The organism is Ancylobacter novellus DSM 506, from assembly GCF_000092925.1.
Lineage (GTDB): Bacteria > Pseudomonadota > Alphaproteobacteria > Rhizobiales > Xanthobacteraceae > Ancylobacter > Ancylobacter novellus.
This window is the reverse complement of sequence record NC_014217.1, coordinates 3,378,344-3,400,320: the sequence shown is the minus strand read 5'-3', so window position 1 is coordinate 3,400,320 and position 21,977 is coordinate 3,378,344. Positions and strand designations below refer to the sequence as shown.

Genomic DNA, 21,977 nt, shown 5'->3' with positions numbered 1-21,977 from the left:
GATCGCGGTCAGACGGCGAGGTGGCGGCGCATCTCCTCGCCATCGGCGAGGGCGTCGTGCGCCAACTCGGCGACGATGCGGCCCTTGTCCATGACATAGCAGCGCTGGGCCATCGCCCGGATCATGTCGATGTTCTGCTCGACCAGGACGACGGTGACGCCGGTGTCCTTGTTGAGCTGGACGGCGATGCGGGCGATGTCCTGCACGATGTTCGGCTGGATGCCCTCGGACGGCTCGTCGAGCAGGATGAGCTGCGGGTTCGCCACCAGCACGCGGGCGATGGCGAGCTGCTGCTGCTGGCCGCCCGACATGGTGCCGGCGCGCTGCGACCAGCGCTCGCGCAGGATCGGGAAGTAGCCGAGCACGCGCTCGCAGTCGGCTTCGCTCACCTTGCCCTGCAGCATGCCGCCGACGGCGATGTTCTCGGCGACGGTGAGGCGGGGGAACACGTCGCGGCCCTGCGGCACATAGCCGATGCCGAGCCGCGCACGCTTGAAGGCGGAGAGCTTCTCGATCGGCGCGTCGCGATAGACGATCGACCCGCCCATGGTCGGCACGAGGCCGATGAGGCTCTTCATCAGCGTCGACTTGCCGACGCCGTTGCGGCCGATCACCGCGAGGATCTCGCCGTTGCGCGCTTCGAGGTCGAGCCCCTGCAGCACGGGCTTGCCGCCATAGCCGGCGCGCAGGCCGGCGGTCGAGAGCATGACGTTCTCAGCCATGGAGGCCTCCCTTCTGCTCGTGAGCCGTCGTCTCATGGGCCGTGGTCTTGCCGAGATAGATGGCCGCCACCTGCTCGTCGGCGACGATGTCGTCGATGGTGCCCTGCGCGAAGACGCGGCCGAGATGCAGCACAGTGACCTTGTGGGCGACCTGCCGCACGAAGGCCATGTCGTGCTCGACGGCAAGGACCGTCATGCCCTCGGCATTGAGCCGCTTGATCATTTCGCCGGTGGCGTGGGTCTCTTCCGGCGACATGCCCGCGGTCGGCTCGTCGAGCAGCAGGAGGCGCGGCTTGAGGCTGATCGCCATGCCGATCTCCAGCCACTGCTTCTGGCCGTGGCTGAGATTGCCGGCGAGCCGTCCACCGTCCGCCGACAGGTTGAGGAAGGCGAGCAGCTTTTCGATCTCCTCGCCGAGGCTCGCCGCCTCGTAGTGGCGCTGCATCGCGATCTCGAGGTTCTGGCGCACGCTCAGCGCCTTGAAGATGCCCGGCACCTGGAACTTCACGCTCATCCCGCGATGGATGCGCTGGAAGGACTTGAGGTGGGTGATGTCCTCGCCGCCGAACAGGATCGCCCCGCTGCTCGGCGCGTGTTCGCCGAGGATCAGCCGGAACAGCGTGCTCTTGCCGGCGCCGTTCGGCCCGATCAGGCAGTGCACCTCGCCCTCTTCGAGCGCGAAGTCGACATTGTTGGTGACGTGGAGGCCGCCGAAGCGCTTGTTCAGCGCGCGTGTCTCTAGGATCGGCATCACAGGTCTCCCGGCTGGCGCTTGGCGAAGGGACGGGAGAGCAGCCGCGCGAGCGCGAAGACGAGGCCGCGCGGCGCCAAGAGCACGGTGAGCACCAGAAGCGCGCCCATCACCACCAGCGCATACTGGCTGCCGTAGATGGTCAGCATCTGGAACACGGCGAGCACGGTCAGTGTGCCGACGAGCGTCGTCGTGATGTCCGAGCGTCCGCCCACCGCGACCCAGACGATCGGCAGCGCCGCCGCCGTCATGCCCATGCTGGAGGGCGTGATGTACTGGCCCCAGCTCGTGTAGAGCACGCCCGACAGCCCGGCGAGCGCCGCACCGATGACGAAGGTGCCGAGCTGGTACTTGCGAATGTCGTAGCCGAGCATCTCGGCCCGCTCGGGGTTCTCGCGGATGGCGACGAGGATGTTGCCGAAGGACGAGTTCACCAGGATGCGCAGGCCGAGATAGACGACGACCAGCAGCCCGAGCACGACATAGTAGAGCCCGATGTCGGGGAAGAGCACGATGTCGCCGCCCGGCCAGGGGATGGTGAGCGGCGGCATGCCGCTCATACCGTTGAAGCCGTTCAGGCGGGCGGAGCCAATGCGCCATTCCGGTCCCGCGGTCTGCGCCATGAAGCGTTCCAGCACCAGCGTGATCGACAGCGTCACGATGCCGAGGAACACGCCGGAGATGCGACCGAAGAACAGGAAATAGCCGAGCAGCGCCGCGAACAGCGCGGCGAAGGCGACCGCGAGCACCAGCGCCACCAGCGTGAAGCCGTAGGCGGCGCCGAAATTGATGGTGAGGATGCCGTAGCCATAGCCGGCAAGGCCGAAGAATGCCGTCTGGCCGAAGCTCAGCGAGCCGCCATAGCCCCAGATGAGGCTGAGGCCGAGCGCCATGAAGATCCAGGTGAAGAAGTAGACGGTGTTGCCGACCGTGTAGCCGTCGGAGAACTGCGGATAGAGGCAGGCGCCGATCAGCACGACGAGGAAGCCGATCCAGAAGGCCGGGCCCCGGCCCAGCGTCTGCGGGCCTTCCAGTCGGCGGAAGAAGCGGGAGAGCGCATTCATGAGGTCGTTCTCTTGTCCTTCGTCAGCCGCGCTCGCGCAGCAGGAAGCCGGAGATGCCGCGTGGCAGGACGCGAATGACGATGATGACGGCGACCAGCAGCCCGATCTGGCCGAACAACTGCCCGTACCAGGAGGTCAGCGTCGCCTTGACCACGGCGAGCAGGGCGGCGGCGGGGGCGGTGCCCAGGAACACGTCGGCGCCGCCGACGACCACCGTCACGAAGGCTTCCATGATGAAGGTGGTGCCCATGGTCGGTACCAGCGTCATGGTCGGGGCGTAGAGCCCGCCGGCGAGCCCAGCGAGGCCGGCGCCGAGCGCGAAGGTCAGGCTGTAGACCCGTCGCGTGTCGATGCCGAGCGCCGCCGCCATGTGCGGCACCTGGATGGTGGCGCGGGCCATCACGCCGAAGCGGGTCCAGTTGAACAGGGCGTAGAGCCCGACGAGGACGACGATCGCCGCCACGAACAGCATCAGGCGGTAGGCCGAATAGGAGTAGCCGCCGACCTGGAAGCTGCCGAAGGGCGTGCCGATGCCGGCCATGGTCGAGCCGAGCAGGATCAGCGTGCCCTGCGTGAAGATGAGGCTGAGGCCCCAGGTCGCGACGATGGTGTCGAGCGGGCGGTCATAGAGATGGCGGATCACCACGAGTTCCACCAGCGCGCCGACCATCGCCGCCACCAGCGAACCGATGAGGATGGCGAGGGGCAGCGGCAGGCCGGCATGCGCCGCGGAGACGGTGACATAGGCCCCGCACATGATGAACTCGCCATGGGCGAGGTTGATGACGCCCATCATGCCGAAGATGACGGCGAGCCCGCAGGCGGAAAGCACCAGAAAGGCGAAGGCGTCGCCGAACTGATAGAAGGCGGAGAAGGCGAGGGTGGCGACATCCATCGGCAGCGGCCCTGATCAGGAGAAGCAGGCCGCCCCGGCGGCAGGAGCGGCCGGGGCGACGCGCGGGCCGAATGATGGCCCGCGCGGAGATCGAAGAGCGATCAGTTCTTCGGCGGCGGGTTCGAGGGCGTGTACTGCTCGCTCGGGTCCTTCTTGGTCAGGTCGCAGCCCGCATCGCCCAGCCAGTACGGCTTGATGTCCTGCCAGACCTTCGGGAAGCTGATCGAGTGATCCTCGCCCACCTTCGCGAGATAGATGGTGTGGGACATGTGCTGGCTCTTCGGATCGAGGCAGACCTTGCCCTCCGGCGCGTCCATGCAGACGTCGCCCTTGGCGATCTCCTTGCGCAGGTCGTCGCGCTTGGTCGACTTCGCCCGCTCTACCATCTGCTTGTAGAGGTAGACCGCGAGGTAGGAGTTCTCGGCCTCCTGGTTGACGTAGGGTTCCTTCGGGAACTTGGCGCGGAACTTCTCCACGAACGCCTTGGAGGCGGGCGTGTCGATCTCCTCGATGTAGTTGGTGGTGACGTACATGTCCTTGAGGGACGGCGGCTTGAAGCGCTTGTGCTCGTAGCCCTGGCCGACGTTCACCGAGGAGGCCATCGGCAGGTTCACGTTGGCGGCGGCGGCCTGCTCGTAATAGGAGGCCTGCGGCGTGCCGACGAGCAGCGTCACCACGAAGTCCGGCTTGGCGCGCTGGATGTTCTGGATCGACTGCGAGAACTGCGACACGCCGAGCGGAATGAACTCCTCGCCGACCATCTCGCCACCGTTCTCCTTGACGATGTTGCGCACCCACTCGGCCGAGATCTGGCCGAAATTGTAGTCGGCGGCGAGCGTGTAGACCTTCTTGCCGTACTTCTCCATCATCCACGGGATGAGGGTGGAGAATTGCTGCTCGGGCACCGCGCCGGTGACGATCATGTTGGCGTCGCAGACGCCGCCTTCATACTGGTTGTTGTAGAAGGCCAGCCCGTCGAACTGGTTGACGATGGGCCGGTACGCCTCGCGCGAGGCCGAGGAGAAGCCGGCGAACACCGCGTCGACCTTGTCGCGCTGGAGCACGCGGCGCATGAACTCCTGGTAGCGGGTGTTGTCGGACTGCGTGTCGTAGATGACGAGCTCCAGCGGGCGGCCGTCGATGCCGCCGGCCTTGTTGATCTCCTCGGCCGCCAGCTCGATCGCATGGACCTTGCCCAGCGTCGCGGCGGCGAAGTCGCCGGACTGGTCTTCGAGGACGCCGAGCTTGATCGGGTCCGCGGCGAAGGCCGGGGTGAAGCTATGCACGGCGCTGAGCAAAAGCGTTCCCGTGAGGGCTGCGGCACGCAGCCCCCGGATGGTATTCCCAGTCATTTTCTACTCCTGTGAAAGGTTATCTTCTTCCCGCGCCGGTCTCCCGCAAAGGGAGGTGCGTGGGTTTATCGAGGGGCGCTGCCCTGATCGTCAGGAACATCTCGCAGTAGTCCTCCAGGGTCTGCCGCGAGCGCATGCTTTCGCGCCGAAGCCAGTCATAGGCCTCGTCGTCATCGCTGCCCGCCTCGGTCATGCGGGCAATGATCGCCTTCACCACCGCCCGGCGTCCGCGCCGGCGGCGATCCATGTCGTCGAGCCGCGCCCGAAGGTCGCCGCGCAACAGGAACTGGTTGATGCCAAGGAACAGCGCCGTGTAGACGGCGCCGCCCTGCACGGGTTTGCGCAGGAAGGCCGAGGCGCCGAGATTGATCAGGTGCTTCAGCCGGCTCGGCGCTTCCACGCCGACGAGGCCGATCACCGGCACCTGCGGGTGGCGCGAGGCGGCGTCGGTGTCGAGCGCGACGGGATTGTCGAGGTCGCCGTCGACGAACAGGATGTCGCGCTCGGCCTGCAGCGCGCCGAGGTCGATGTCGGCGCGCCCGTCCCTGATCTCGGGATAGACCGCGCTCACGCCGAGCTTGCCGAGCGTGTTTTCGAGGGCCTCCACGGCGCAGCGGTTGGCCGTGACGATGTGCGCCCGGCCCCCGTTGAAGTTCTGGAGCAGACGAGGAGCCATCACTTCACCACTCTCAGTGCCGGGTTGCGGGAGGCCACCGCGTAGCGCGGCGCCGATTGCACGAGATAGGGGTCCGGACGGACCGGGCCGGGGGCTTCGAACAGCAGGTCGAAGCGCGACTGCCTGTTGGACAGCCCGATACGCGGCGTCAGATAGGCGTGCAGGGTTTGCGGATCGACGCGCACCTCGCCCTGCGGCGCGAGCAGATGCTGGCGCGTGACCGCCTGCTTCACGACCTCCACATCGTCCGTCCCGGCCTCCGCCAGCGACAGGATGAGCAGCTTCATCGCGACATAGGAGGCTTCCGCATCGGCCGAGGTGGAAGGCCCCTGCGGGAAGGTGGTGCGGTAAAGCTCGGTGAAGGCCCGGTTGGCCGGCGTGTCGAGCGAGGAGAAATAGACGGAGGAGGACAGATGGCCGTCCACCGCCCCTTCGCCGATCTCCTCCAGCTCGGGCTCGGAGAGCGAGCAACTCACCACCGGTATATGCTTGGGCTGGTCGATGCCGCGGGCATTGCAGGCGGCGCGGAAGGCGCGGAAGAAGGCATAGGCGCTGGTGCCGATCAGCGTGTTGAACACGAAGTCGGGCCGCGCGTCGAGGATCGCCTCGACCACCTGGTCGATCTCGGTGTCGCCCACCGGCACGTAGCGTTCGGCAAGCACCCGCCCGTCCTGCGCCATCATCGCCTCGCGGAAGATACGGGTGTTCTCCCACGCCCATATATAGTTCGAGCCGACGCAGAAGGCGCTCGCCCCGACGCGCCCCAGCATGTGCTCGACCAGCGGGAGGACGTGCTGGTTGGGCGAGGCGCCGGTGTAGATGACGTTGTTGGAGCTCTCGAAGCCTTCGTAATGCGAGGGGTACCAGAGCAGCGCGTCGTGCTTCTCGAAGAAGGGGATGACTTCCTTGCGGCTGGAGGAGGTGTAGCACCCCACCACGTGCCGCACGCCGGACTGCAGCAGGTCGCGGGCGAGGCCCGCATAGGCGCCGAGATCGCCCGCGGGGTCGACGATCACCGGCTCGACCGAGACATGGGGGGGCGTGGCTTCCGCAACCGCCAGCAGCGCGCCGTTCAGCATGGAACGGGCGACGACGCTGTAGGGGCCGGTGGTCGAGAACATGACCCCTATGCGGTAGTGCTGCGACACCCTTTGCTCCGCCCCAAAACACAAAACGCCCGTCGGCCGATCGGCCGCGGGCGTCCTTGCCACCAACCTGCAGCGCAATGGGCGCCGTCGTTGGAAATGATGAAACTATTGCCGCGACATTGAGCAGCCTTGCTCATCGCATGTTTGTTAGGCTCCAACGCGGCCGCCTATTTGTCAAGCGGCGATCTCCAGGCGTCCGGCAATTTCCACTGGCACCTTCAGCAAGGGTGTTTCGCACCGGCGACGCAGAGGAAGCGCGGCTCCGGCCTGGCATGGGGCGACTGTTGACGTGCCGTCTCACGTAATCGCTTTATACCTAGGTATATATTTTTCTATACTACCCAGCAGAAGCAACATATACGCGGACTACATCTGATGACGGAGTATATAACATAAATATATAATAGGCGATCGCGTCCTCTGCCGGTAACCTCTCCCGTGTTCTGTTCAACACGTATGGGAGGATGTGATGACCATGCAGTATGCACCGGCCTCCTACGACGATCCGGCCACGGCGCGGCTGCTCGGATTGCTGAGCAACGACGCCCTCGTCTCGGACCCGTCATCGCGTGCCCTTCTCGAGCATGCCGTCGATCTCCTGTGTGCCCACCTGGTAAGGGGCTACGTCTCTCCGCTCGGGCAGACGAGGATCACCGCCCCGCGCCGAGGCCTCGCCGACTGGCAGGTCAGGAAGGTGACCGCGCATATGCGCGAGCATCTCGAGCGGAGCGTCACGCTCAAGGAGATGGCCGACCTTTTGAAGCTTAGCCGCCACCATTTCTGCACTGCCTTCCGGATGGCGACCGGCTACACGCCCTATGAATGGCTGACCCATCAGCGGGTGGCGCGGGCGAAGGACCTGCTCGCCGACCTCGAGACCAGCGTCACCGAGATCGCGCTTTCAGTCGGCTATGAGAACCCGTCGGCCTTCACTGCCAGCTTCCGTCGCACGGTCGGCATCACGCCCACGGAATATCGCCGCCGCCTGCACCGCTAGCAGGCCATGGGCGGGAGGCGTCAGCCCGGCGTCGCGGCCGCCGCGTTCGCCAGGGGCTCGATGCGCAGCGACTCGAACTGGATCTCGCCATTGGCGAACTGTTCGGACGCCGAGCGGGCGTCGTGGATGAGGCGCAGCTTCTGCGCGTCGCAGCCGCCGTCGTCGGGGATGGTGACGTCGAAGGAGAACTCCTGCCAGCCGCGCGCCGTCCCCATCAGCTGGTCGGACTGGCCGGCCATCACGCTGCTCGAATAGCACTGCACCTGCCACCGCATGCCGCGCTTGGCCGACATGCTGCCCTTCTGCATGCCGGTGAAGCGATAGGTGCCGGGCGCCAGGAAGGTCACTTGCGTCACGTCGTTGAACGCCACCCGGCCGATGCCGAAGCGTACCCGCAAGGTACGGCCCGAATTCGCCTCGCTGCGCGGCAGGAAATCCACGAAGGCATTTTTGGAGCGCGGAACGCTCCAGTTGAAGGGGAGCGTGCTCGGCGCGGCGGCGAAGTCGATATTGTTGACCGGGCGCACCTTGGCTAGCTCGTCGGCCGACAGCAGCTGCAGCCAGATATTGTAGGCGGCGCCGGCTGACTTGTCCGCGGCCATGCGGGCCCACAGGAACGGCACCAGTTCCTCCTCGGTCGGTGGGCTGCCCGCCACCTTCAGCTGCTGGAACAGCGTCAGCGGCGCGTCCGAGGCGGCCAGTTGCCGGCCAAGATTGCCGAGGAACGGAGAACGCCAGGATGGCTGGGCGACGAGGGCCGCAGCCAGCGCGTCGCGCCCTTCCGGCGTGAGCACCAGAGAGTTCAGATAGCTCAGCGTGAAGCGGTTGAGCTCCGGACGAGTGCGCAGCAGCACATTGGCCATGCGCACGACGCCTTCGGGATCGCCGCGCTCATAGGCCTGGTGCAGCAGCCAGAAGGCGGCCACGGTCTCGCGGCGCGAGCGCGCCACTGCCTCGGTCATCGCCCGGCGGGTGGCATCGAGGTCCTCGGACGTGTCGCCGAGCATACGATAGGCATCGGCGGCAAGCGGCGCCTGCGCGAGCGCGCGGGTGGCGAGGTCGCGGATGGCCTCGCGACGGGCGGCCAGTTCCTCCGGCGAGGCGGCGGGTGGCGGTGTAACGGATTCGGCGACCGCGGGCTCGCTCGTTCCGGCTGTCGGTGCCGGCACCTCGGCCGCCGCCGCCGCAGGATCGGCATCGCCGCCGGATGGGGCATCGGCCTGGGCGGGCGGAGAGGGCAAGGCCGCGGCGAGTGCTCGCTGCTCCTCGCGTGCCAGCGTCATCAGCGCCTGCGGGTGGTCGGAATAGAGCATCAGCGCCAGGCGCGGATAGCTCTCGGCCAGCGCCATGGGCAGGGACGAGGTGGCGATGAAGCCGATCAGCAGCAGGCCGATGACGCCAAGCGCCGCTGCCCGCCGCGGATGTGTGGCGATGGCGAGGCGCAGATTGCGCAGCCAGATGAGGCGCGGCGCGCGCGGCCCATCCTGCGTGCGAGGCCGGCGGTGACACCGCTTGTGCTTCTCCTGGCCAGGAGTGAGCAGCGTCATGGGCTCCTCCGGAACAGGTCGATGAGCCGCATCCAGAAGGAGCCGCCCACGCTGCGGCGGGAGCCAATGACAAAGCGGGGCCGCGTGCGCAGGGACGCCGGCTTGGGCGCGCTCCCCGGACGCCGGCCCTTCGACGCGCCATTGGCCGAACCCGTCTTTGCGATGCCGGGCTTTGCCGTGCCGGTCTTGGCCGGCGCCCGCGCGCTCTTGCGCGTCCCGCCGTTCGACGACGTGGCCGGCGGGTTCAGCCGATCATAGGCGCGCCGGCGCTCGTCGTTCTTCAGGTCTTCCCAGGCCCGCGTCACCCGGCTGCTGAACACCTCGCGGTCGGCAGCGGCGTGGTTGCGCAGCGCCTGCAGGTCGGGGTGCAGCCAGCGCATCAGCAGCGCCATGTTGTGGCGCAGCTCCTCATGGGTGGATCGGCGGCTGCCGCCCAGTACCCGGTAGCTGTCGGCATCGTGGTCGAGCAGCACCTGTTCGACGAAGAAGCCGGCGGCCTCCGTCAGCGCCGCGCGCGAACGGCCGGTATAGGCCTGCACCTCGGCCAGTGCCGCCTCCTCGCCGATCGCGATGGCGAGCACGGCCGGAATGCCGCCCGGCAGCTCGGCGCGCTGCAGCTTTCGCACCGAGACCGGGTCCTTTACGAGGACGAGGGCGGCGTGGAGCGCGTCGGACTCCGCCATGGCTCAGACCATTTCGGATTCGTTCGACTTCGCCTCGCGGCGGGTGAAGCTCGGCAGCAGCGACCGTTTCGTCTGGCCGCCCTCCGCGCCGTCCTGCTCGTAGCCATAGCCGTAGCCATAGGCGTGCCCGTAGCCATAGCTCGATTGCCGGCTATCGAATTTGGTGAGCACCAGGCCGATGGTCATGGCGCGCGCCATCTGCAGGCGGCGTAGCGCGCCGCGCAGCATGCCGCGCCGCGCATCGCCGGCGCCGACCACAAAGATGGTGGCGGAGGCGGCGGCGCCGAGCAACTGCGCGTCGGCGAGGCCGAGCATGGGCGGGCTGTCGAAGATGATGAGGTCGTACATCTCCAGCCCGACCGAGATCAGCGAGAACACATGCGTGCCGCCGAGGATGTCGGCCGCGTTCGGCGGCAGCGGGCCGGAGGCGAGGAACCAGAGATTGGGGATGTCGGTCGGCTGCACCACGTCGTGCAGCGTCGCCATGCCGGTCAGGCAGTTGGTCAGCCCGACCGCGTTGTCGTGGCCGAGCTTGGTGTGCAGCGACGGCCGACGCAGGTCGGCGTCGATGATCAGCACCCGCTTGCCGGTGACCGCGAAGTGGCGGGCGACGGCGATGGCGGTGCTGGACTTGCCTTCCGTGGCCTGGGCGCTGGTGACGACGATGGTGCGTGGCAGCCCGGTGTCGGTGGTGAATTGCAGCGAGGTGGCGAGCGAGCGGTAGGCCTCGGCGACGCCGGAACGCGGATTGGCGAGCTCCGGGAGCAGGCCGTTCGGGAACGACGCCTTGGGGATGATGCCGAGGATCGGCAGGCCGGTGGATTTTTCCGCGTCTTCCGGCGTGCGGATGCGGTCGTCGAGCAGCTCGATGAGGTTGGCGCTGCCGAAGCCGGCGAGCAGGCCGAGGAACAGCGAGCCGGCGGCGATGAGCAGGATGCGCGGGTGCGAGGGCGAGTTGGGCGGCAGCGCCCGGTCGACGATGAATACGTTGTTGGTGCCCACGCCGCTGGCGACGTCGACCTCCTTATAGCGCTGCAGGAGGTCGTTATAGAGGTTGCGGTTGGTTTCCGCTTCGCGCTGTAGGATGCCGTACTGGACGCTCTTCTTCTGCAGGTCGAGCACGTCGGCGCGCAGCTCGTCGATGCGCTGGCGCATCTGCGCTTCCTGATTGACCGAGGATTCGTAGGCCGCCTTGAGCGAGTTGCGGATGGTCGCCACCTCGGTCGCCAGCTGGCGGTCGGTCTCGGCGATCTTCTTCGAGATCTCCATCATCGCCGGATAGCCCGGCTTGAAGGTCTCGAGCTTCTCCTCATAGTCGCGCTTGAGCTCGTTGCGCTGGGTGCGCAGCCCGTCGATGACGCTGTTGGTCAGCAGCTGGGGCAGGTTGATCGCCGTGGCGTTCTCCACCTGCTTCCAGGTCTCCTCGTCGCGGATGCGGTTGGAGATGAGTTGCCCGAGGGCGGCATTGGCAGCCGCGAGATTGCTCTCGGCGATCGAGACCTTGTCGTTGGTCTGGACCATGTTCTCGCGCTCGGCGAAGGCGATCATGCCCCTTTCCGATTCCTCGAGCCGCAGCTTCAGCTGCTTGATCTGGTCCTCGAGGAACACCTTGGCGTAGGCGCTCGCCTCGAAGCGCTTGTCGAGATTGGAGGCGACATACGCATCGGCATAGGCATTGGCGATCGAGGCGGCGCGCAGCGGCGAGGGGTCGGTGTAGACGATGTCGACGAGGCGCGAGGCTGGCACCGGCTTGATGTCGACGCCGTTCTGGATCCGGCGCACCGCCTGGCTGCGGGCCTTGTCCTGCTGCTCGGCCTCGTCCGTCGGCTCGGATGACGCCGAGAACAAGTCGATCATGCCGCGCAGGAGACCCGTGGAGCCACCGGTAAAACTGGCATTCTGGTCAAGCGCCAGCGAGGCCACCACGCGCTCGGACATGCCGCGGCTCTTCAGAAGCTCATATTGCGTCTTCTGGAATTCCGCGCCGCCGAGCTCGGCCGGCGCCATGGTGCCGTTGTCGACGATCTTGCCCGGTTCGCGGTCGATCTGGATGCGCACATTGGCCGAATAGAGCGGGGTCGCGAGGAAGGAATAGGCAAGGCCGATCGCCAGGAAGGCGCCTGCGGTGCCGAGGATGAGCGTGCGCCATTTCCACGCTATGCCGATGAAATAGCGCAGCGTTGCCGCGAGCTCGGATTCTTCCGCGTAGTCGGGATAGCCCGCGACGCCGTAGCCATAGCTTTCGCGCATCGCGGGCACGTTGCGCGGCTCCATCGGTGCCGGCAGGTTCCGCTCGCCTGCGCCGGGCCGGCCGCCCTCCACCCCCTCATCCCGCATCAGATGGTCTCGATCCCTCGGTCGAATGTCGTCACAATAGCACGAAGGCGTTCAGGAGCGGCGCCGCCCTGAGGATGTACTGGATGCCCAGCCTCAGGTCTGAGGAGGGCACCATGACGATATCGCCCGCCTGCAGCGACGGGTCGTCCGCCCGCTGCGAGCGCAGGTCGTTCATGCTGAACCGCGCCACCGCGGTCTGTCCGTCGATCCGGCGGAAAAGGATGATCGAGCCATCGGACAATTCGTCCAGACCGCCCGCCGTGGCGAGCGCCTGCATCAGCGACATCGGCCCCTGCATGGGATAGACGCCGGCCTTCTTGACCGCGCCTTCTACCGTGACGCGGTGGCTGTTGTATTCCTTGACCAGCACGGTGACCTGCGGGTTGCGCAGATAGTTGCCGCCGAGCTTGGCGGCGAGGTCCTTCTCGATCTCGCTAACCGTCCGCCCGCCCGCCTGCACGTCGCCGACCAGTGGGAAGTTGAACCTGCCGTTTTCCGAGACCTGGACGATCTTCGACAGGTCCTCGACCTTGAACACCGTGATGTCGAGCACGTCGAGCGGGCCGACGCGGTAGCCTTCGCTGCCCGGCGTGCCTGCCGCGGTGGCCATGCTGACCTCGCTTGCCGGGACGTTGGCGGCATGGCCGCTCACCGGGATGGCGGCGGTTGCCGTCGGCTTCGGAGCGGCGGCGGTGCTCGTGGTGGCGCGTTCGGTCGGCTCGGCATAGCTGCTCGCCGTGGCGGGGGCCGACGACGCGCCTTCGCTGAGCGCCGCGGTCTTATCGGCTGAGGAAGCGACGCAGCCGGCCAAGTAGAGCGCCGCTGCCATGGCCGCGAACTGCCGGCAGATCGCCCCCGTCTTTCCCCCCAGCCCCATCGAACCTTTCCACCCCTATCGGCGCGCAGTCGGCGGGCGCCTTGTTCAACACCATGTCCAGCGGCCGTCCGGAGACCATCCGCTCGGCCTCATCCGCGCCGACCAGCCGTTCCGCAGCCTGCCGTCCGGCCGCAAGATCCGGCGGTCGGCTCGTTATATCATGGGCGTCGCTGGCGAGGATATGGACAATTCCTTCGCAGATCATGCGCTCGGCCCAGTATTTCGGCCGTCGTCCGAACCTGCCGACGAGTGATCCGGAGGTAACCTGCATCCAGATGCCGCGATCGGCCATGCGCTTGATGAGATCGTACTTGTCCTCGACCCATCTCAGCCGTTCGGGATGAGTGATGACCGGCACATAATCCGACAGCGCGATACCGAACACCAATTCGTCGAGCCGTGCCGGCGCAACGTTGTGCGGCGGCTCCACCAGCACATAGCGGGTGTCGCCGAGGGAGAGCAGCCGGCCCTGACGCAGCTCGGTGACGAAATTAGGCACTATATGGTTGTCTGCGCCGGGCATGAGCGCCAGCGGCAGGCCAGCCTCGTCGAGCGCATTCTGCAGCCTGTCCACCGCCTGGCGGATCTGCTGCCCCTCATTGTGGAACACGCCCGGGAGGATATGCGGCGTACAGGCGACGATCTCGACCCCTTGGTCGATCTGCATCCGCGCCATCTCCAGCGTGACCGACAGGTCAGCGGCACCGTCATCGATGCCGGGCAGCATATGGCTGTGGAGATCGATCATCTGCTGTGGTGGCTTCCGCCTCGGCCACCCCATTGCCCCCGGGGTGATCGCCGCCGTTCCCGCTCGGCTTCGACCCGCATCGCCAGCAGTCTCAGCGACGACGGATGGGTGCCACGCTTATAGGATTCGCGCCCGACGGTTGCAACCATACCGCGACGATTCGGCGGCGTGGCGGGTGAAGGATGCGAAATTTATGACGATTTCACTTCACATTAACCAGTTTCAGGTAATTTGTTGCTGCTTTCGCTGTGAATTTTGTTGCATTTCGGCCGCGCCAGTCGCCCAAATGCCACCTGTGGTCGATACACCGTGCCGCGCCGTTTGCCTGCCGCCGCGAAGATGGTACCAAGGTGCTAGGCTTTTCAGCTGTAGCCGATTAGGGAGTCCGGGGGGATGAATCGCATATTGTCGCTCATGGCGCTGGCGGGCGCCGTGGCGGTTGTAAGCGCGGGTGCCGCGAGCGCGCAGGGTGCCTGCTCGACGTCTGGCGTCCTTGTGGCGGCGCAGGGCACGGTGCTGGTGGATCGTGGGGCCGGATTTAAGCCCGCCTCGGTCGGCGCCTCGGTCTATTCGGGCAATCGCATTTCGGTTCAGGGTATCGGCAGCGCCACCGTCGATTTCGGTGGCGCCCGCACCGTGACCGTTTCGAGCTCCAGCACTCAGACGCTGCCGGGCTGCGGCCTGTTCCAGGATGCAAATACGGGCGCCGTGGTCGTCGGCACCGTGGTCATCGCGGGCGGCATCGGCGCCGCGATCGCTCTCTCCAACGACGACAGCAATACGCCGTTCTTTCCCATCAGCCCCTGATCGGGATTGGCTGCTCTGTTCCAGAGACCGCACGTCAAGGAAGGACCGGCGTACTGGACGTCGGTCCTTTTGCTTTTGGCCAGCATCATGCTGGGCGGAGCGACGCGGTCCGGCTATCTCGCCGATGTCTTGCTGCAGCTTCTCTCCATTCCGGCGCTGCTGCTGGCGGCATGGCTCTGGCTTGACAGGTTCGCAGTCGGCGCCTCGCGCCGCAATCCGTGGTCAGCGGAGCTCCTGCTCGGCCTCGCAATGGCGGCCTGCGGCGTGATCATCGTCCTCGCCCAGGCCGTGCCGCTGTTCGGTGTCTATGGATGGGCAGGAATCTCTGCGCATCTTTCTGCGGCCGGCGCTGCGCCGCAGGGACTGGCCGCCACGGGCAGTTCGTCTATCGATCCAGCGATGAGCCTCGCGGCGGTGGCGGCGGTGGTGCCTCCGCTGGCGCTGTTCCTGCTCGTGAGCGTGCTCGGGGGCGAGCAGCGCCTGCGGCTGCTCGGCTGGTTCGTCGTCTTCGGCCTGGTAAGCCTTGCCGTCGGCGTGCTGCAGGTGCTGCAGGGGCCGGACAGCCCGCTGCGCTTCTTCGCCATCAGCAATCGCGAGGAAGCGGTGGGCTTCTTCGCCAACCGCAATCACTTCGCCGCGCAGCTCTATGTGACGCTGCTGCTCGGCGTCGCCTGGCTCGCCACCCGCGATGAGCACCTGCTCTCCTCGCGCACGCCGACGTCGCGCAAGGTGCTGTGGCTGGCCGGCGTGTTCTGCGTCGCGCTGCTGCTGCTCGCGGGCATCGCCCTGGCTCGCTCGCGCGCGGGCATCCTGCTGGCGCTGGTTGCTTCCGCCGCCGTGGTGGCGATGTCGCCGACGCTGATGACGGCGCTGCGCGGCCGCGAGCGCCGGCCGAGGCGCGTGCGCGGCATCATCTTCGCCATCATGGCCGCGCTGCTGCTGCTGGTCGGCCAGCTCGGCGCCGACCGCTTCCTGTCGCGCTTCGATGCCGGCCTCGTCGACCAGATGCGCGCGACGCTGAACACCGTGACATTGCAGGCGGTGCGCGATGCGCTGCCCTTCGGCACCGGGCTCGGCACCTTCCCCTCGGTCTATGCCGTCTATGAGGGCAGCCGGGATCTGCGGCCCGAATATGTCAACCGCGCGCATGACGACTGGTTGGAGTTCCCGCTGGAAACCGGCATCGCCGGTATGCTGCTGGTCGCGCTGTTCCTCGCCTGGTTCGCGTTGCGGGTCTTCCATATCTGGATCCGCCCGGCGCCGGGGGAGGGCACGAGGCATTTGATCGTGCAACAATGCGCGTCGCTGGCCGTGCTGCTGCTGATGCTGCACTCCGTCGTCGACTATCCGCTGCGCACCGCGACCATGCTGGCCTATCTCGCCGCCTGCTGTGCGCTGATGACGCCGGCGCGGAGAGTGTCCGCTGCCTTCACCATGGGTGAGCCGGTGCGGGAGTCTATGCGCCGGGCGGCACATGAGGGCTTGGCTCCGGCGGGTGCGCCGACCGTATCGGTGCGGCCATGAAGCGAGTGTTCGACATGGTGGTGGCCGGTGTCGCGCTGGTCGCGTTGTCGCCGCTCCTTGTGATGCTGGCGGCGCTGATACGCTGGCGGATGGGCTCGCCCGTATTCTTTCGGCAGACCCGTCCGGGGCGGCACGGCGCTCTCTTCGAGCTGATCAAATTTCGCACCATGCGCGACAGCCGCGATGCCGACGGCATGCCACAGCCGGACGGAGAGCGGATCACGGGGCTCGGGCAGTGGATGCGTTCCACCAGCCTCGACGAGTTGCCGGAGCTCTTCAACGTGCTGAAGGGCGAGATGAGCCTGGTCGGCCCGCGACCGTTGCTGATCGAATACCTGCCGCTCTATTCCCCCGAGCAGGCGCGTCGGCACGAGGTGCGCCCCGGCATCACCGGCTGGGCGCAGGTGAACGGCCGCAACGCCATTTCGTGGGAGGAGAAGTTCGCGCTCGACGTCTGGTATGTCGACCATCGCAGCTTCGCCCTCGACATCAGGATATTGTGGCTGACGCTGGCGAAGGTCTTCGAACGCGAAGGTATCAGCGCCGCTGGGGAAGCGACCATGCCGAAGTTCACGGGAGCGGGCAGCAAGAGGTCATGAAAACCCCTCTCCTCATACTCGGATGCGGAGGGCACGGCCGCGTCGTCGCCGATGCCGCGCTCGATTGCGGCTATGAGGAGATCGCCTTTCTCGACGACCGTTACGACGCGCTGCCGGGGCCGGTGCCGTTCCCGGTTCTCGGCGCCATGAAGATGATGAGCGCGCTGGTCGACCGATGGCCGACCGCCATCGTGGCCATCGGTGACGGCCGGCGTCGGCTGGCGCTGTTTCACGATCTCAAACGAGCCGGCTATGCGACGCCGTCGATCGTTCATCCGTCGGCGGTGATCAGCCGCGGCGCGCGGCTGGGAGAGGGCGTTTTCATCGCGGCGGGCGCCATCATCAATACCGGGGCGAAGATCGCCGACGCGGTGATCGTAAATACGGGCGCGCGGATCGACCATGATTGCGAGATCGGCGACGGTACTCACATCGCGCCGGGCGTCACGTTGTCGGGCGCCGTGATCGTCGGCGCCACCTCGTGGATCGGCACCGGCAGTTCGGTCAAGCAGGACATCCGGATCGGCGACGACGTGACGATCGGCGTCGGTGCGGCGGTGGTGAAGCACATTCCCAACCCTGGCACCTACGTCGGCGTGCCGGCACGCCGACAAGACAAACGGAAGGACGGCCGTGCTTAACACCCCCTTCTCGCCCTGGCCCAGCTTCACGCCGGCAGAGATGGACGCGGTGCAACGCGTCCTCGCTTCCAATCGCGTGAACTACTGGACGGGCGAAGAGGGGCGCCTCTTCGAGCGCGAATTCTCCGACTGGGTCGGCACCCGGCATGCGATCGCGCTGGCGAACGGAACGGTGGCGCTCGATCTTGCCCTGCATGGCCTCGGCATCGGCCCGGGCGACGAGGTCGTCGTTACGCCGCGTACCTTCATCGCCTCTGTCTCCTGCGTGGTGAATGCCGGCGCCACGCCGGTCTTCGCCGATGTCGACCGCGATAGCGGCAATCTTTCCGCCGAGACCATCGCCGCTGTGCTGACGCCGCGCACGCGGGCGGTGATCGTGGTGCATCTCGCCGGCTGGCCGTGCGACATGGCGCCGATCATGGAGCTTGCCGAGCGCCACGGCTTCAAGGTGATCGAGGATTGCGCGCAGGCGCATGGCGCGCGCTATGGCGGCCGCAGCGTCGGTTCCATCGGCCATGTCGGCGCCTGGTCTTTCTGCCAGGACAAGATCATGACCACCGGCGGCGAAGGCGGCATGGTGACGACCGATGACGACGCCCTCTGGTCGCGCATGTGGGCCTACAAGGACCATGGCAAGAGCTGGAGCGCAGTCTATGAGCGCCAGCACCCGCCCGGCTTCCGCTGGCTGCACGAGAGCTTCGGCACCAACTGGCGGATGCTCGAGATGCAGGCGGCCATCGGCCGGATCCAGCTGAGACGCATGCCGGAATGGACGGCGGCGCGGCAGGCGAACGCCGACATCATACTGGACGCGCTGGAGCCGTACGCCGGCGAAGAGAAACCCCTGCGTTTGCCGGATCGATCCGGAAGCCGATCGCAGGTTCATTCGGCACATGGCCGCTACAGGCTGTATGCCTATGTCAATCCGCAGCGGCTGCGGGCGGGGTGGAGCCGGAACCGGATCGTTTCCGAGATCGGCGCGCGCGGCGTTCCCTGCTATCAGGGAAGCTGTTCGGAAGTCTATCTGGAGAAGGCGTTCGACGGGACGCCGTGGCGGCCGAAAACGCCGCTTGCCGTCGCGCGCGAGCTCGGCGAGACGAGCCTTGCGTTTCTAGTGCATCCGACATTGACCGAGGCCGAGGTTCGGCATACCGCGAACGTCGCTGCAGAGGTTGTCCGCGCCGCATCTTGATGGAGGGTCGATCGCTGCATTGCGGGCAGCGTCAGTTCCTCGGGGGAAATGATGGAGCTGCGCTCCGATTTTCTGGGCTATGCGTTTGGCCTTAGCCGGCGAAAGAAGCGGCTCGTCCTGTGCTTGCTGGACTCGGCGCTTCTCGGCGCAAGCTTCCTGCTGGCGATGGCGTTACGCCTCGACGGCTTCTCCTTGGCGCTCGTCGGCGAAAGCTGGGTCGCTTTTGCGATCATATTGCCCCCGACCATCGCGTTCTTCGCCTGGCTGGGGCTGTACCGCGCGGTGGTCCGGCATGTCGCGGCGAGCACCCTGCGCGTGCTCGCCCTCGGCCTCGCCATCTCCGCGGCCTCGCTCTTCGTGGTCGGGCAGCGGCTGGACCTGTTCCTGCCGCGCTCCGTCCCGATCATCTACTGGCTGCTCGCCATGTTTCTTCTGGGCGGCGGACGCTTCGGCCTGCGGGGGCTATATCGGCAGAGCCGCTCGCGTCTCTCCTCCCCGGTGCTGATCTATGGTGCTGGCAGCGCGGGGCGGCAGTTGCTCGCCTCGCTGCAGGCCAGCGGCGACTACGCGCCCGTCGCCTTCATCGACGACGCCCGGGAGCTGCACGGGCGCGAGATCGGCGGCTGCCGTATCTATTCACCGAACCGCATCGGCGAGCTGATCGCCCAGCACGATATCGGCAGCATGCTGCTCGCTATTCCCAGCGCTACCCGGCAGCAGCGCAAGGCGATCGTCGAACGCCTTGACCCCTTCGGCGTGCGCGTGCTTACGATTCCCGGCATGGCGGACATCGTCGTCGGCCGCGCCACTATCAGTGAGACGCGCGAGGTCGCCATCGAGGATCTTCTGGGCCGCGATCCCATTCCGCCCCGGCAAGACCTGCTCGATGCCAACATCCGCGGCAAGACGGCGATGGTCACCGGCGCCGGCGGCTCCATCGGCAGCGAGCTGTGCCGGCAGATCGCCCGGCAGCGCGTGGCGCGGCTGGTGCTGCTCGAGAACTCCGAATTCGCGCTCTACAGCGTGGAGCGGGAACTTGCGATGCTCGCCGCGCGCGAGAGGCTGGAGCTTCCCCTCGTGCCGTTGCTCGGCTCGGTGCAGGATGGGGAGCGCGTGAGCGCAGCGCTGCGCTCGCACGGCGTGCAGACAGTTTTTCATGCCGCGGCGTACAAGCACGTACCGCTGGTCGAGCAGAACGTCGTGGACGGCGTGCGCAACAACGTGTTCGGCACGGAGACGGTCGCGCGGTCGGCCATCGAGGCGGGGGTCGGCGCCTTCGTTCTGGTGTCGACCGACAAGGCGGTGCGCCCGACCAGCGTCATGGGCGCCTCCAAGCGCGTCGCCGAGCTGGTTTGCCAGGCGCTGGCGCGCCAGCAATCGGCGACGACCTTCTCCATCGTCCGCTTCGGCAACGTGCTCGGCTCGTCCGGCTCAGTGATCCCACTATTCCGGCAGCAGATCGAGGCGGGCGGGCCGATCACCGTCACGCATCATGAGATGACGCGCTACTTCATGACTATCCGGGAAGCGGCGCAACTGGTCATCCAGGCCGGCGCGCTGGCCCGAGGTGGCGACGTGTTCGTGCTCGACATGGGCGAGCCGGTGCGCATCATCGATCTCGCTATGCGCATGGCACGCCTGTCCGGCCTCAATCCCGTGATTCGCCAGCCCGGGCACGGCGATGGCGCGGGGGCGGGTGGCGACATCGAGATCGTGATGTCGCAGCTGCGTCCAGGCGAGAAGCTCTATGAGGAACTGCTCATCGGCGGCGACGCCGTCCCGACCGTGCATCCGCGCATCCTCACCGCCAGCGAGAGCAGCCTCGACTGGCCGGAACTCGCCTCGATCCTTCAGAACCTGAAGGAGGCATGCGACGTTCACGCGCCCGAACGTGTCCGCGCGATCCTTCGGGGCGCTCAGGTCGGCTTTTCTCCTGCCGCCGAGGGCGTGGAGCCCGCGGGTGGCGGGGCCGAGCTGCCCCTCATGCGAGACGAGGGTCGCGAGCATGCGGCTCCGGCGCATCTCGTGCGCGATGGAAGCTTTTAGGGGCGCTCGAGCCGGCAGCACGCAAATGGAACAGGCTCTCCAGGCGCAGCGCACAAGGCGGCTGCTGACCGGCATACTCGGCGGAGGGCTCGGCCGCGGCCTGGGGCTCGTCGCGCCCTTCATCGTCATGCCGGCGATGCTCGGCTATCTCGGCGACGCGGAATTCGGCATCTGGGTGATCGCCGTCTCGCTGACCAGCATGGCGGCGTTTTGCGACCTCGGTATCGGCAATAGCCTGCTGACCAAGCTCGCTGCCGCCTATGGCGCGGGCGACACAGCGACGATGCGGGAGCTGATCGCCTCGAGCTATGCGACGCTGACAATCATCGCGCTGGTGCTGACGAGTGGGGCGGTGCTTGTGGTTCTGGGCCTCGGGCTTCTGCCGGGCAGTCCAGTGGCGCCGCAATTTGTGCCGACCGTGCTTGTCACGCTCGTCACCTTCTTCGCCGGTCTGCCGTCTGCCATCATCCAGCGGGTCATGTACGCGTACCAGCAGGTCTGGCTGAGCAGCCTGTGGCAGGTCGCGGCTTCGCTGCTCTCGATCGCCCTCTGCCTTGTCGCGATCCGTGCCGCTCTGCCGTCCTGGCTGGTGATCCTCGCCTATTCCGGCGCGCCGGTCGCCATGCTCGCCGTCTCGACGGCGTGGTACTTCGGGCGCTATCCGCAACTGCGCCCGCGGCTTTCCGACGTCAGTCGAGGCGCTGCGCGCGATCTGCTTTCCACTGGCGCGAGGTTCCTGCTGCTTTCCTTGCTCGTCTCCGCCGCCCTGAACATGGACAATCTTGTCATCGCCCATAACGCGGGGGCGGAGGCGGTAACACAATATGCCGTGCCGGCGAAGCTGGGCTCGCTGATGGGGCTGATGATCACGGTGATCGGCCTCCCCTTCTGGGCAGCGAGCGGAGAGGCCTATGCTCGCCGCGACCTCGGCTGGATCCGCCGGAGCGCGCTGCGGATCAGCCTGCTCGGGGCGCTCGGCGTCGCGGCCGTCGGCATCGTTCTCGTGCTGTTCGGCGACCTGATCATCTCGCTCTGGATGCGGCAGAACTTCGTCGACCAGCGGATGACGCTGGCGATGCTTGCCGGCCTCTCCATCGTCATGGCGCTCACCTCGCCGTTCAACATGGTCCTCAATGCACGGGCGCAGATAAGCCCGCAGCTTTGTGTGTGGACGCTGATGCTGGCCTTCACTGCTGTCGCCAAGTTGACCTTCGTCACCGCCACTTCGGTGTGGATCGCGCCGATGATCACCATGATCGGCTATGGCGTGATCGTCCTGCCGACGATGTATTACTTCGCGATGAGGAGGTAGAACGTGCGCCAGTTGCTTCGGCGAAGATCGATTGCCCATTGCGAAGTGTTGCTGGCGCT

The 21,977-nt window shown here is 66.8% G+C and carries 20 protein-coding genes; 8 read left to right on the top strand and 12 right to left on the bottom strand.

The genetic code is table 11. The features are described 5' to 3' along the window. Window positions 1-8 precede the first annotated feature (8 nt). The 7 genes from SNOV_RS16050 to SNOV_RS16020 all read right to left on the bottom strand — a co-directional run bounded on the left by SNOV_RS16050 (window position 9) and on the right by SNOV_RS16020 (window position 6,608). Window positions 9-722, bottom strand: a complete 714-nt coding sequence (locus tag SNOV_RS16050; RefSeq protein WP_013168011.1) for an ABC transporter ATP-binding protein — start codon at window positions 720-722, stop codon at window positions 9-11. Continuing rightward, window positions 715-1,473 carry an ABC transporter ATP-binding protein gene (locus SNOV_RS16045; protein ID WP_013168010.1) on the bottom strand — a complete coding sequence of 253 codons (759 nt, stop codon included), beginning with the start codon at window positions 1,471-1,473 and terminating at the stop codon, window positions 715-717. The genes SNOV_RS16050 and SNOV_RS16045 overlap by 8 nt, the downstream gene beginning before the upstream one ends. Continuing rightward, window positions 1,473-2,537 (bottom strand): branched-chain amino acid ABC transporter permease, encoded by a 1,065-nt coding sequence (locus SNOV_RS16040; protein ID WP_013168009.1) that lies wholly within the window; start codon window positions 2,535-2,537, stop codon window positions 1,473-1,475. Before SNOV_RS16040 ends, SNOV_RS16045 begins: the two co-directional genes overlap by 1 nt. A 22-nt stretch (window positions 2,538-2,559) precedes the next feature. Beyond that, on the bottom strand, window positions 2,560-3,432 hold the full coding sequence (locus SNOV_RS16035; protein WP_013168008.1) for an ABC transporter permease subunit: 873 nt from the start codon (window positions 3,430-3,432) through the stop codon (window positions 2,560-2,562). Window positions 3,433-3,533: 101 nt separating this feature from the next. Continuing rightward, window positions 3,534-4,784, bottom strand: a complete 1,251-nt coding sequence (locus tag SNOV_RS16030; protein WP_013168007.1) for an urea ABC transporter substrate-binding protein — start codon at window positions 4,782-4,784, stop codon at window positions 3,534-3,536. A gap of 19 nt (window positions 4,785-4,803) precedes the next feature. Continuing rightward, on the bottom strand, window positions 4,804-5,460 hold the full coding sequence (locus tag SNOV_RS16025) for an ANTAR domain-containing response regulator (RefSeq protein WP_013168006.1): 657 nt from the start codon (window positions 5,458-5,460) through the stop codon (window positions 4,804-4,806). Further along, window positions 5,460-6,608, bottom strand: a complete 1,149-nt coding sequence (locus SNOV_RS16020) for a transporter substrate-binding domain-containing protein (protein WP_013168005.1) — start codon at window positions 6,606-6,608, stop codon at window positions 5,460-5,462. Before SNOV_RS16020 ends, SNOV_RS16025 begins: the two co-directional genes overlap by 1 nt. Before the next feature lie 469 nt (window positions 6,609-7,077). On the opposite strand from SNOV_RS16020, the gene SNOV_RS16015 reads away from it, so the two are divergent. Continuing rightward, the gene (locus tag SNOV_RS16015; protein WP_049785747.1) at window positions 7,078-7,605 is read left to right on the top strand and encodes a helix-turn-helix domain-containing protein; all 528 of its coding nucleotides are present in this window, start codon (window positions 7,078-7,080) and stop codon (window positions 7,603-7,605) included. Between the two features lie 20 nt (window positions 7,606-7,625). Here the strand turns inward: SNOV_RS16015 and SNOV_RS16010 are convergent, their stop codons facing one another. From SNOV_RS16010 to SNOV_RS15990, 5 genes are read right to left on the bottom strand one after another with little or no spacing between them, the layout of a single operon-like run. Further along, the gene (locus SNOV_RS16010) at window positions 7,626-9,152 is read right to left on the bottom strand and encodes a hypothetical protein (protein WP_013168003.1); all 1,527 of its coding nucleotides are present in this window, start codon (window positions 9,150-9,152) and stop codon (window positions 7,626-7,628) included. Next, entirely contained in the window at window positions 9,149-9,835 is a 687-nt protein-coding gene (locus SNOV_RS16005) for a J domain-containing protein (RefSeq protein WP_013168002.1), read from the bottom strand. The genes SNOV_RS16010 and SNOV_RS16005 overlap by 4 nt, the downstream gene beginning before the upstream one ends. Before the next feature lie 3 nt (window positions 9,836-9,838). Further along, window positions 9,839-12,172, bottom strand: a complete 2,334-nt coding sequence (locus SNOV_RS16000) for a GumC family protein (RefSeq protein WP_013168001.1) — start codon at window positions 12,170-12,172, stop codon at window positions 9,839-9,841. Window positions 12,173-12,203: 31 nt separating this feature from the next. Continuing rightward, on the bottom strand, window positions 12,204-13,001 hold the full coding sequence (locus SNOV_RS15995) for a polysaccharide biosynthesis/export family protein (protein WP_013168000.1): 798 nt from the start codon (window positions 12,999-13,001) through the stop codon (window positions 12,204-12,206). Further along, window positions 12,952-13,797: a tyrosine-protein phosphatase gene (locus SNOV_RS15990; protein ID WP_013167999.1), complete on the bottom strand. Its 846-nt coding sequence runs from the start codon at window positions 13,795-13,797 to the stop codon at window positions 12,952-12,954. Before SNOV_RS15990 ends, SNOV_RS15995 begins: the two co-directional genes overlap by 50 nt. Before the next feature lie 393 nt (window positions 13,798-14,190). On the opposite strand from SNOV_RS15990, the gene SNOV_RS15985 reads away from it, so the two are divergent. From SNOV_RS15985 to SNOV_RS15955, 7 genes are all read left to right on the top strand, one after another. Further along, entirely contained in the window at window positions 14,191-14,604 is a 414-nt protein-coding gene (locus tag SNOV_RS15985; RefSeq protein WP_013167998.1) for a hypothetical protein, read from the top strand. 87 nt (window positions 14,605-14,691) lie between these two features. Next, window positions 14,692-16,128 (top strand): O-antigen ligase family protein, encoded by a 1,437-nt coding sequence (locus tag SNOV_RS15980; RefSeq protein ID WP_013167997.1) that lies wholly within the window; start codon window positions 14,692-14,694, stop codon window positions 16,126-16,128. After that, window positions 16,125-16,727: a sugar transferase gene (locus tag SNOV_RS15975; protein ID WP_013167996.1), complete on the top strand. Its 603-nt coding sequence runs from the start codon at window positions 16,125-16,127 to the stop codon at window positions 16,725-16,727. The genes SNOV_RS15980 and SNOV_RS15975 overlap by 4 nt, the downstream gene beginning before the upstream one ends. After that, window positions 16,628-17,368: an acetyltransferase gene (locus SNOV_RS15970; RefSeq protein ID WP_244412776.1), complete on the top strand. Its 741-nt coding sequence runs from the start codon at window positions 16,628-16,630 to the stop codon at window positions 17,366-17,368. Before SNOV_RS15975 ends, SNOV_RS15970 begins: the two co-directional genes overlap by 100 nt. A 40-nt stretch (window positions 17,369-17,408) precedes the next feature. Beyond that, window positions 17,409-18,560 carry a DegT/DnrJ/EryC1/StrS family aminotransferase gene (locus SNOV_RS15965; RefSeq protein WP_049785745.1) on the top strand — a complete coding sequence of 384 codons (1,152 nt, stop codon included), beginning with the start codon at window positions 17,409-17,411 and terminating at the stop codon, window positions 18,558-18,560. 48 nt (window positions 18,561-18,608) lie between these two features. Next, window positions 18,609-20,606, top strand: a complete 1,998-nt coding sequence (locus tag SNOV_RS15960) for a polysaccharide biosynthesis protein (protein ID WP_244412772.1) — start codon at window positions 18,609-18,611, stop codon at window positions 20,604-20,606. Next, on the top strand, window positions 20,566-21,918 hold the full coding sequence (locus SNOV_RS15955; RefSeq protein ID WP_144296009.1) for a lipopolysaccharide biosynthesis protein: 1,353 nt from the start codon (window positions 20,566-20,568) through the stop codon (window positions 21,916-21,918). The genes SNOV_RS15960 and SNOV_RS15955 overlap by 41 nt, the downstream gene beginning before the upstream one ends. The last annotated feature ends 59 nt before the right edge of the window (window positions 21,919-21,977 follow it).

Excerpts from the sequence above, each read along its gene's own strand:
- SNOV_RS16050 (WP_013168011.1), bottom strand. The coding sequence starts at position 722 with ATGGCTGAGAACGTCATGCTCTCGACCGCCGGCCTGCGCGCCGGCTAT.
- SNOV_RS16045 (WP_013168010.1), bottom strand. The coding sequence starts at position 1,473 with ATGCCGATCCTAGAGACACGCGCGCTGAACAAGCGCTTCGGCGGCCTC.
- SNOV_RS16040 (WP_013168009.1), bottom strand. The coding sequence starts at position 2,537 with ATGAATGCGCTCTCCCGCTTCTTCCGCCGACTGGAAGGCCCGCAGACG.
- SNOV_RS16035 (WP_013168008.1), bottom strand. The coding sequence starts at position 3,432 with ATGGATGTCGCCACCCTCGCCTTCTCCGCCTTCTATCAGTTCGGCGAC.
- SNOV_RS16030 (WP_013168007.1), bottom strand. The coding sequence starts at position 4,784 with ATGACTGGGAATACCATCCGGGGGCTGCGTGCCGCAGCCCTCACGGGA.
- SNOV_RS16025 (WP_013168006.1), bottom strand. The coding sequence starts at position 5,460 with ATGGCTCCTCGTCTGCTCCAGAACTTCAACGGGGGCCGGGCGCACATC.
- SNOV_RS16015 (WP_049785747.1), top strand. The coding sequence starts at position 7,078 with ATGACCATGCAGTATGCACCGGCCTCCTACGACGATCCGGCCACGGCG.
- SNOV_RS16010 (WP_013168003.1), bottom strand. The coding sequence starts at position 9,152 with ATGACGCTGCTCACTCCTGGCCAGGAGAAGCACAAGCGGTGTCACCGC.
- SNOV_RS16005 (WP_013168002.1), bottom strand. The coding sequence starts at position 9,835 with ATGGCGGAGTCCGACGCGCTCCACGCCGCCCTCGTCCTCGTAAAGGAC.
- SNOV_RS16000 (WP_013168001.1), bottom strand. The coding sequence starts at position 12,172 with ATGCGGGATGAGGGGGTGGAGGGCGGCCGGCCCGGCGCAGGCGAGCGG.
- SNOV_RS15995 (WP_013168000.1), bottom strand. The coding sequence starts at position 13,001 with ATGGCAGCGGCGCTCTACTTGGCCGGCTGCGTCGCTTCCTCAGCCGAT.
- SNOV_RS15990 (WP_013167999.1), bottom strand. The coding sequence starts at position 13,797 with ATGATCGATCTCCACAGCCATATGCTGCCCGGCATCGATGACGGTGCC.
- SNOV_RS15985 (WP_013167998.1), top strand. The coding sequence starts at position 14,191 with ATGAATCGCATATTGTCGCTCATGGCGCTGGCGGGCGCCGTGGCGGTT.
- SNOV_RS15980 (WP_013167997.1), top strand. The coding sequence starts at position 14,692 with ATGCTGGGCGGAGCGACGCGGTCCGGCTATCTCGCCGATGTCTTGCTG.
- SNOV_RS15975 (WP_013167996.1), top strand. The coding sequence starts at position 16,125 with ATGAAGCGAGTGTTCGACATGGTGGTGGCCGGTGTCGCGCTGGTCGCG.
- SNOV_RS15965 (WP_049785745.1), top strand. The coding sequence starts at position 17,409 with ATGGACGCGGTGCAACGCGTCCTCGCTTCCAATCGCGTGAACTACTGG.
- SNOV_RS15960 (WP_244412772.1), top strand. The coding sequence starts at position 18,609 with ATGATGGAGCTGCGCTCCGATTTTCTGGGCTATGCGTTTGGCCTTAGC.
- SNOV_RS15955 (WP_144296009.1), top strand. The coding sequence starts at position 20,566 with ATGCGGCTCCGGCGCATCTCGTGCGCGATGGAAGCTTTTAGGGGCGCT.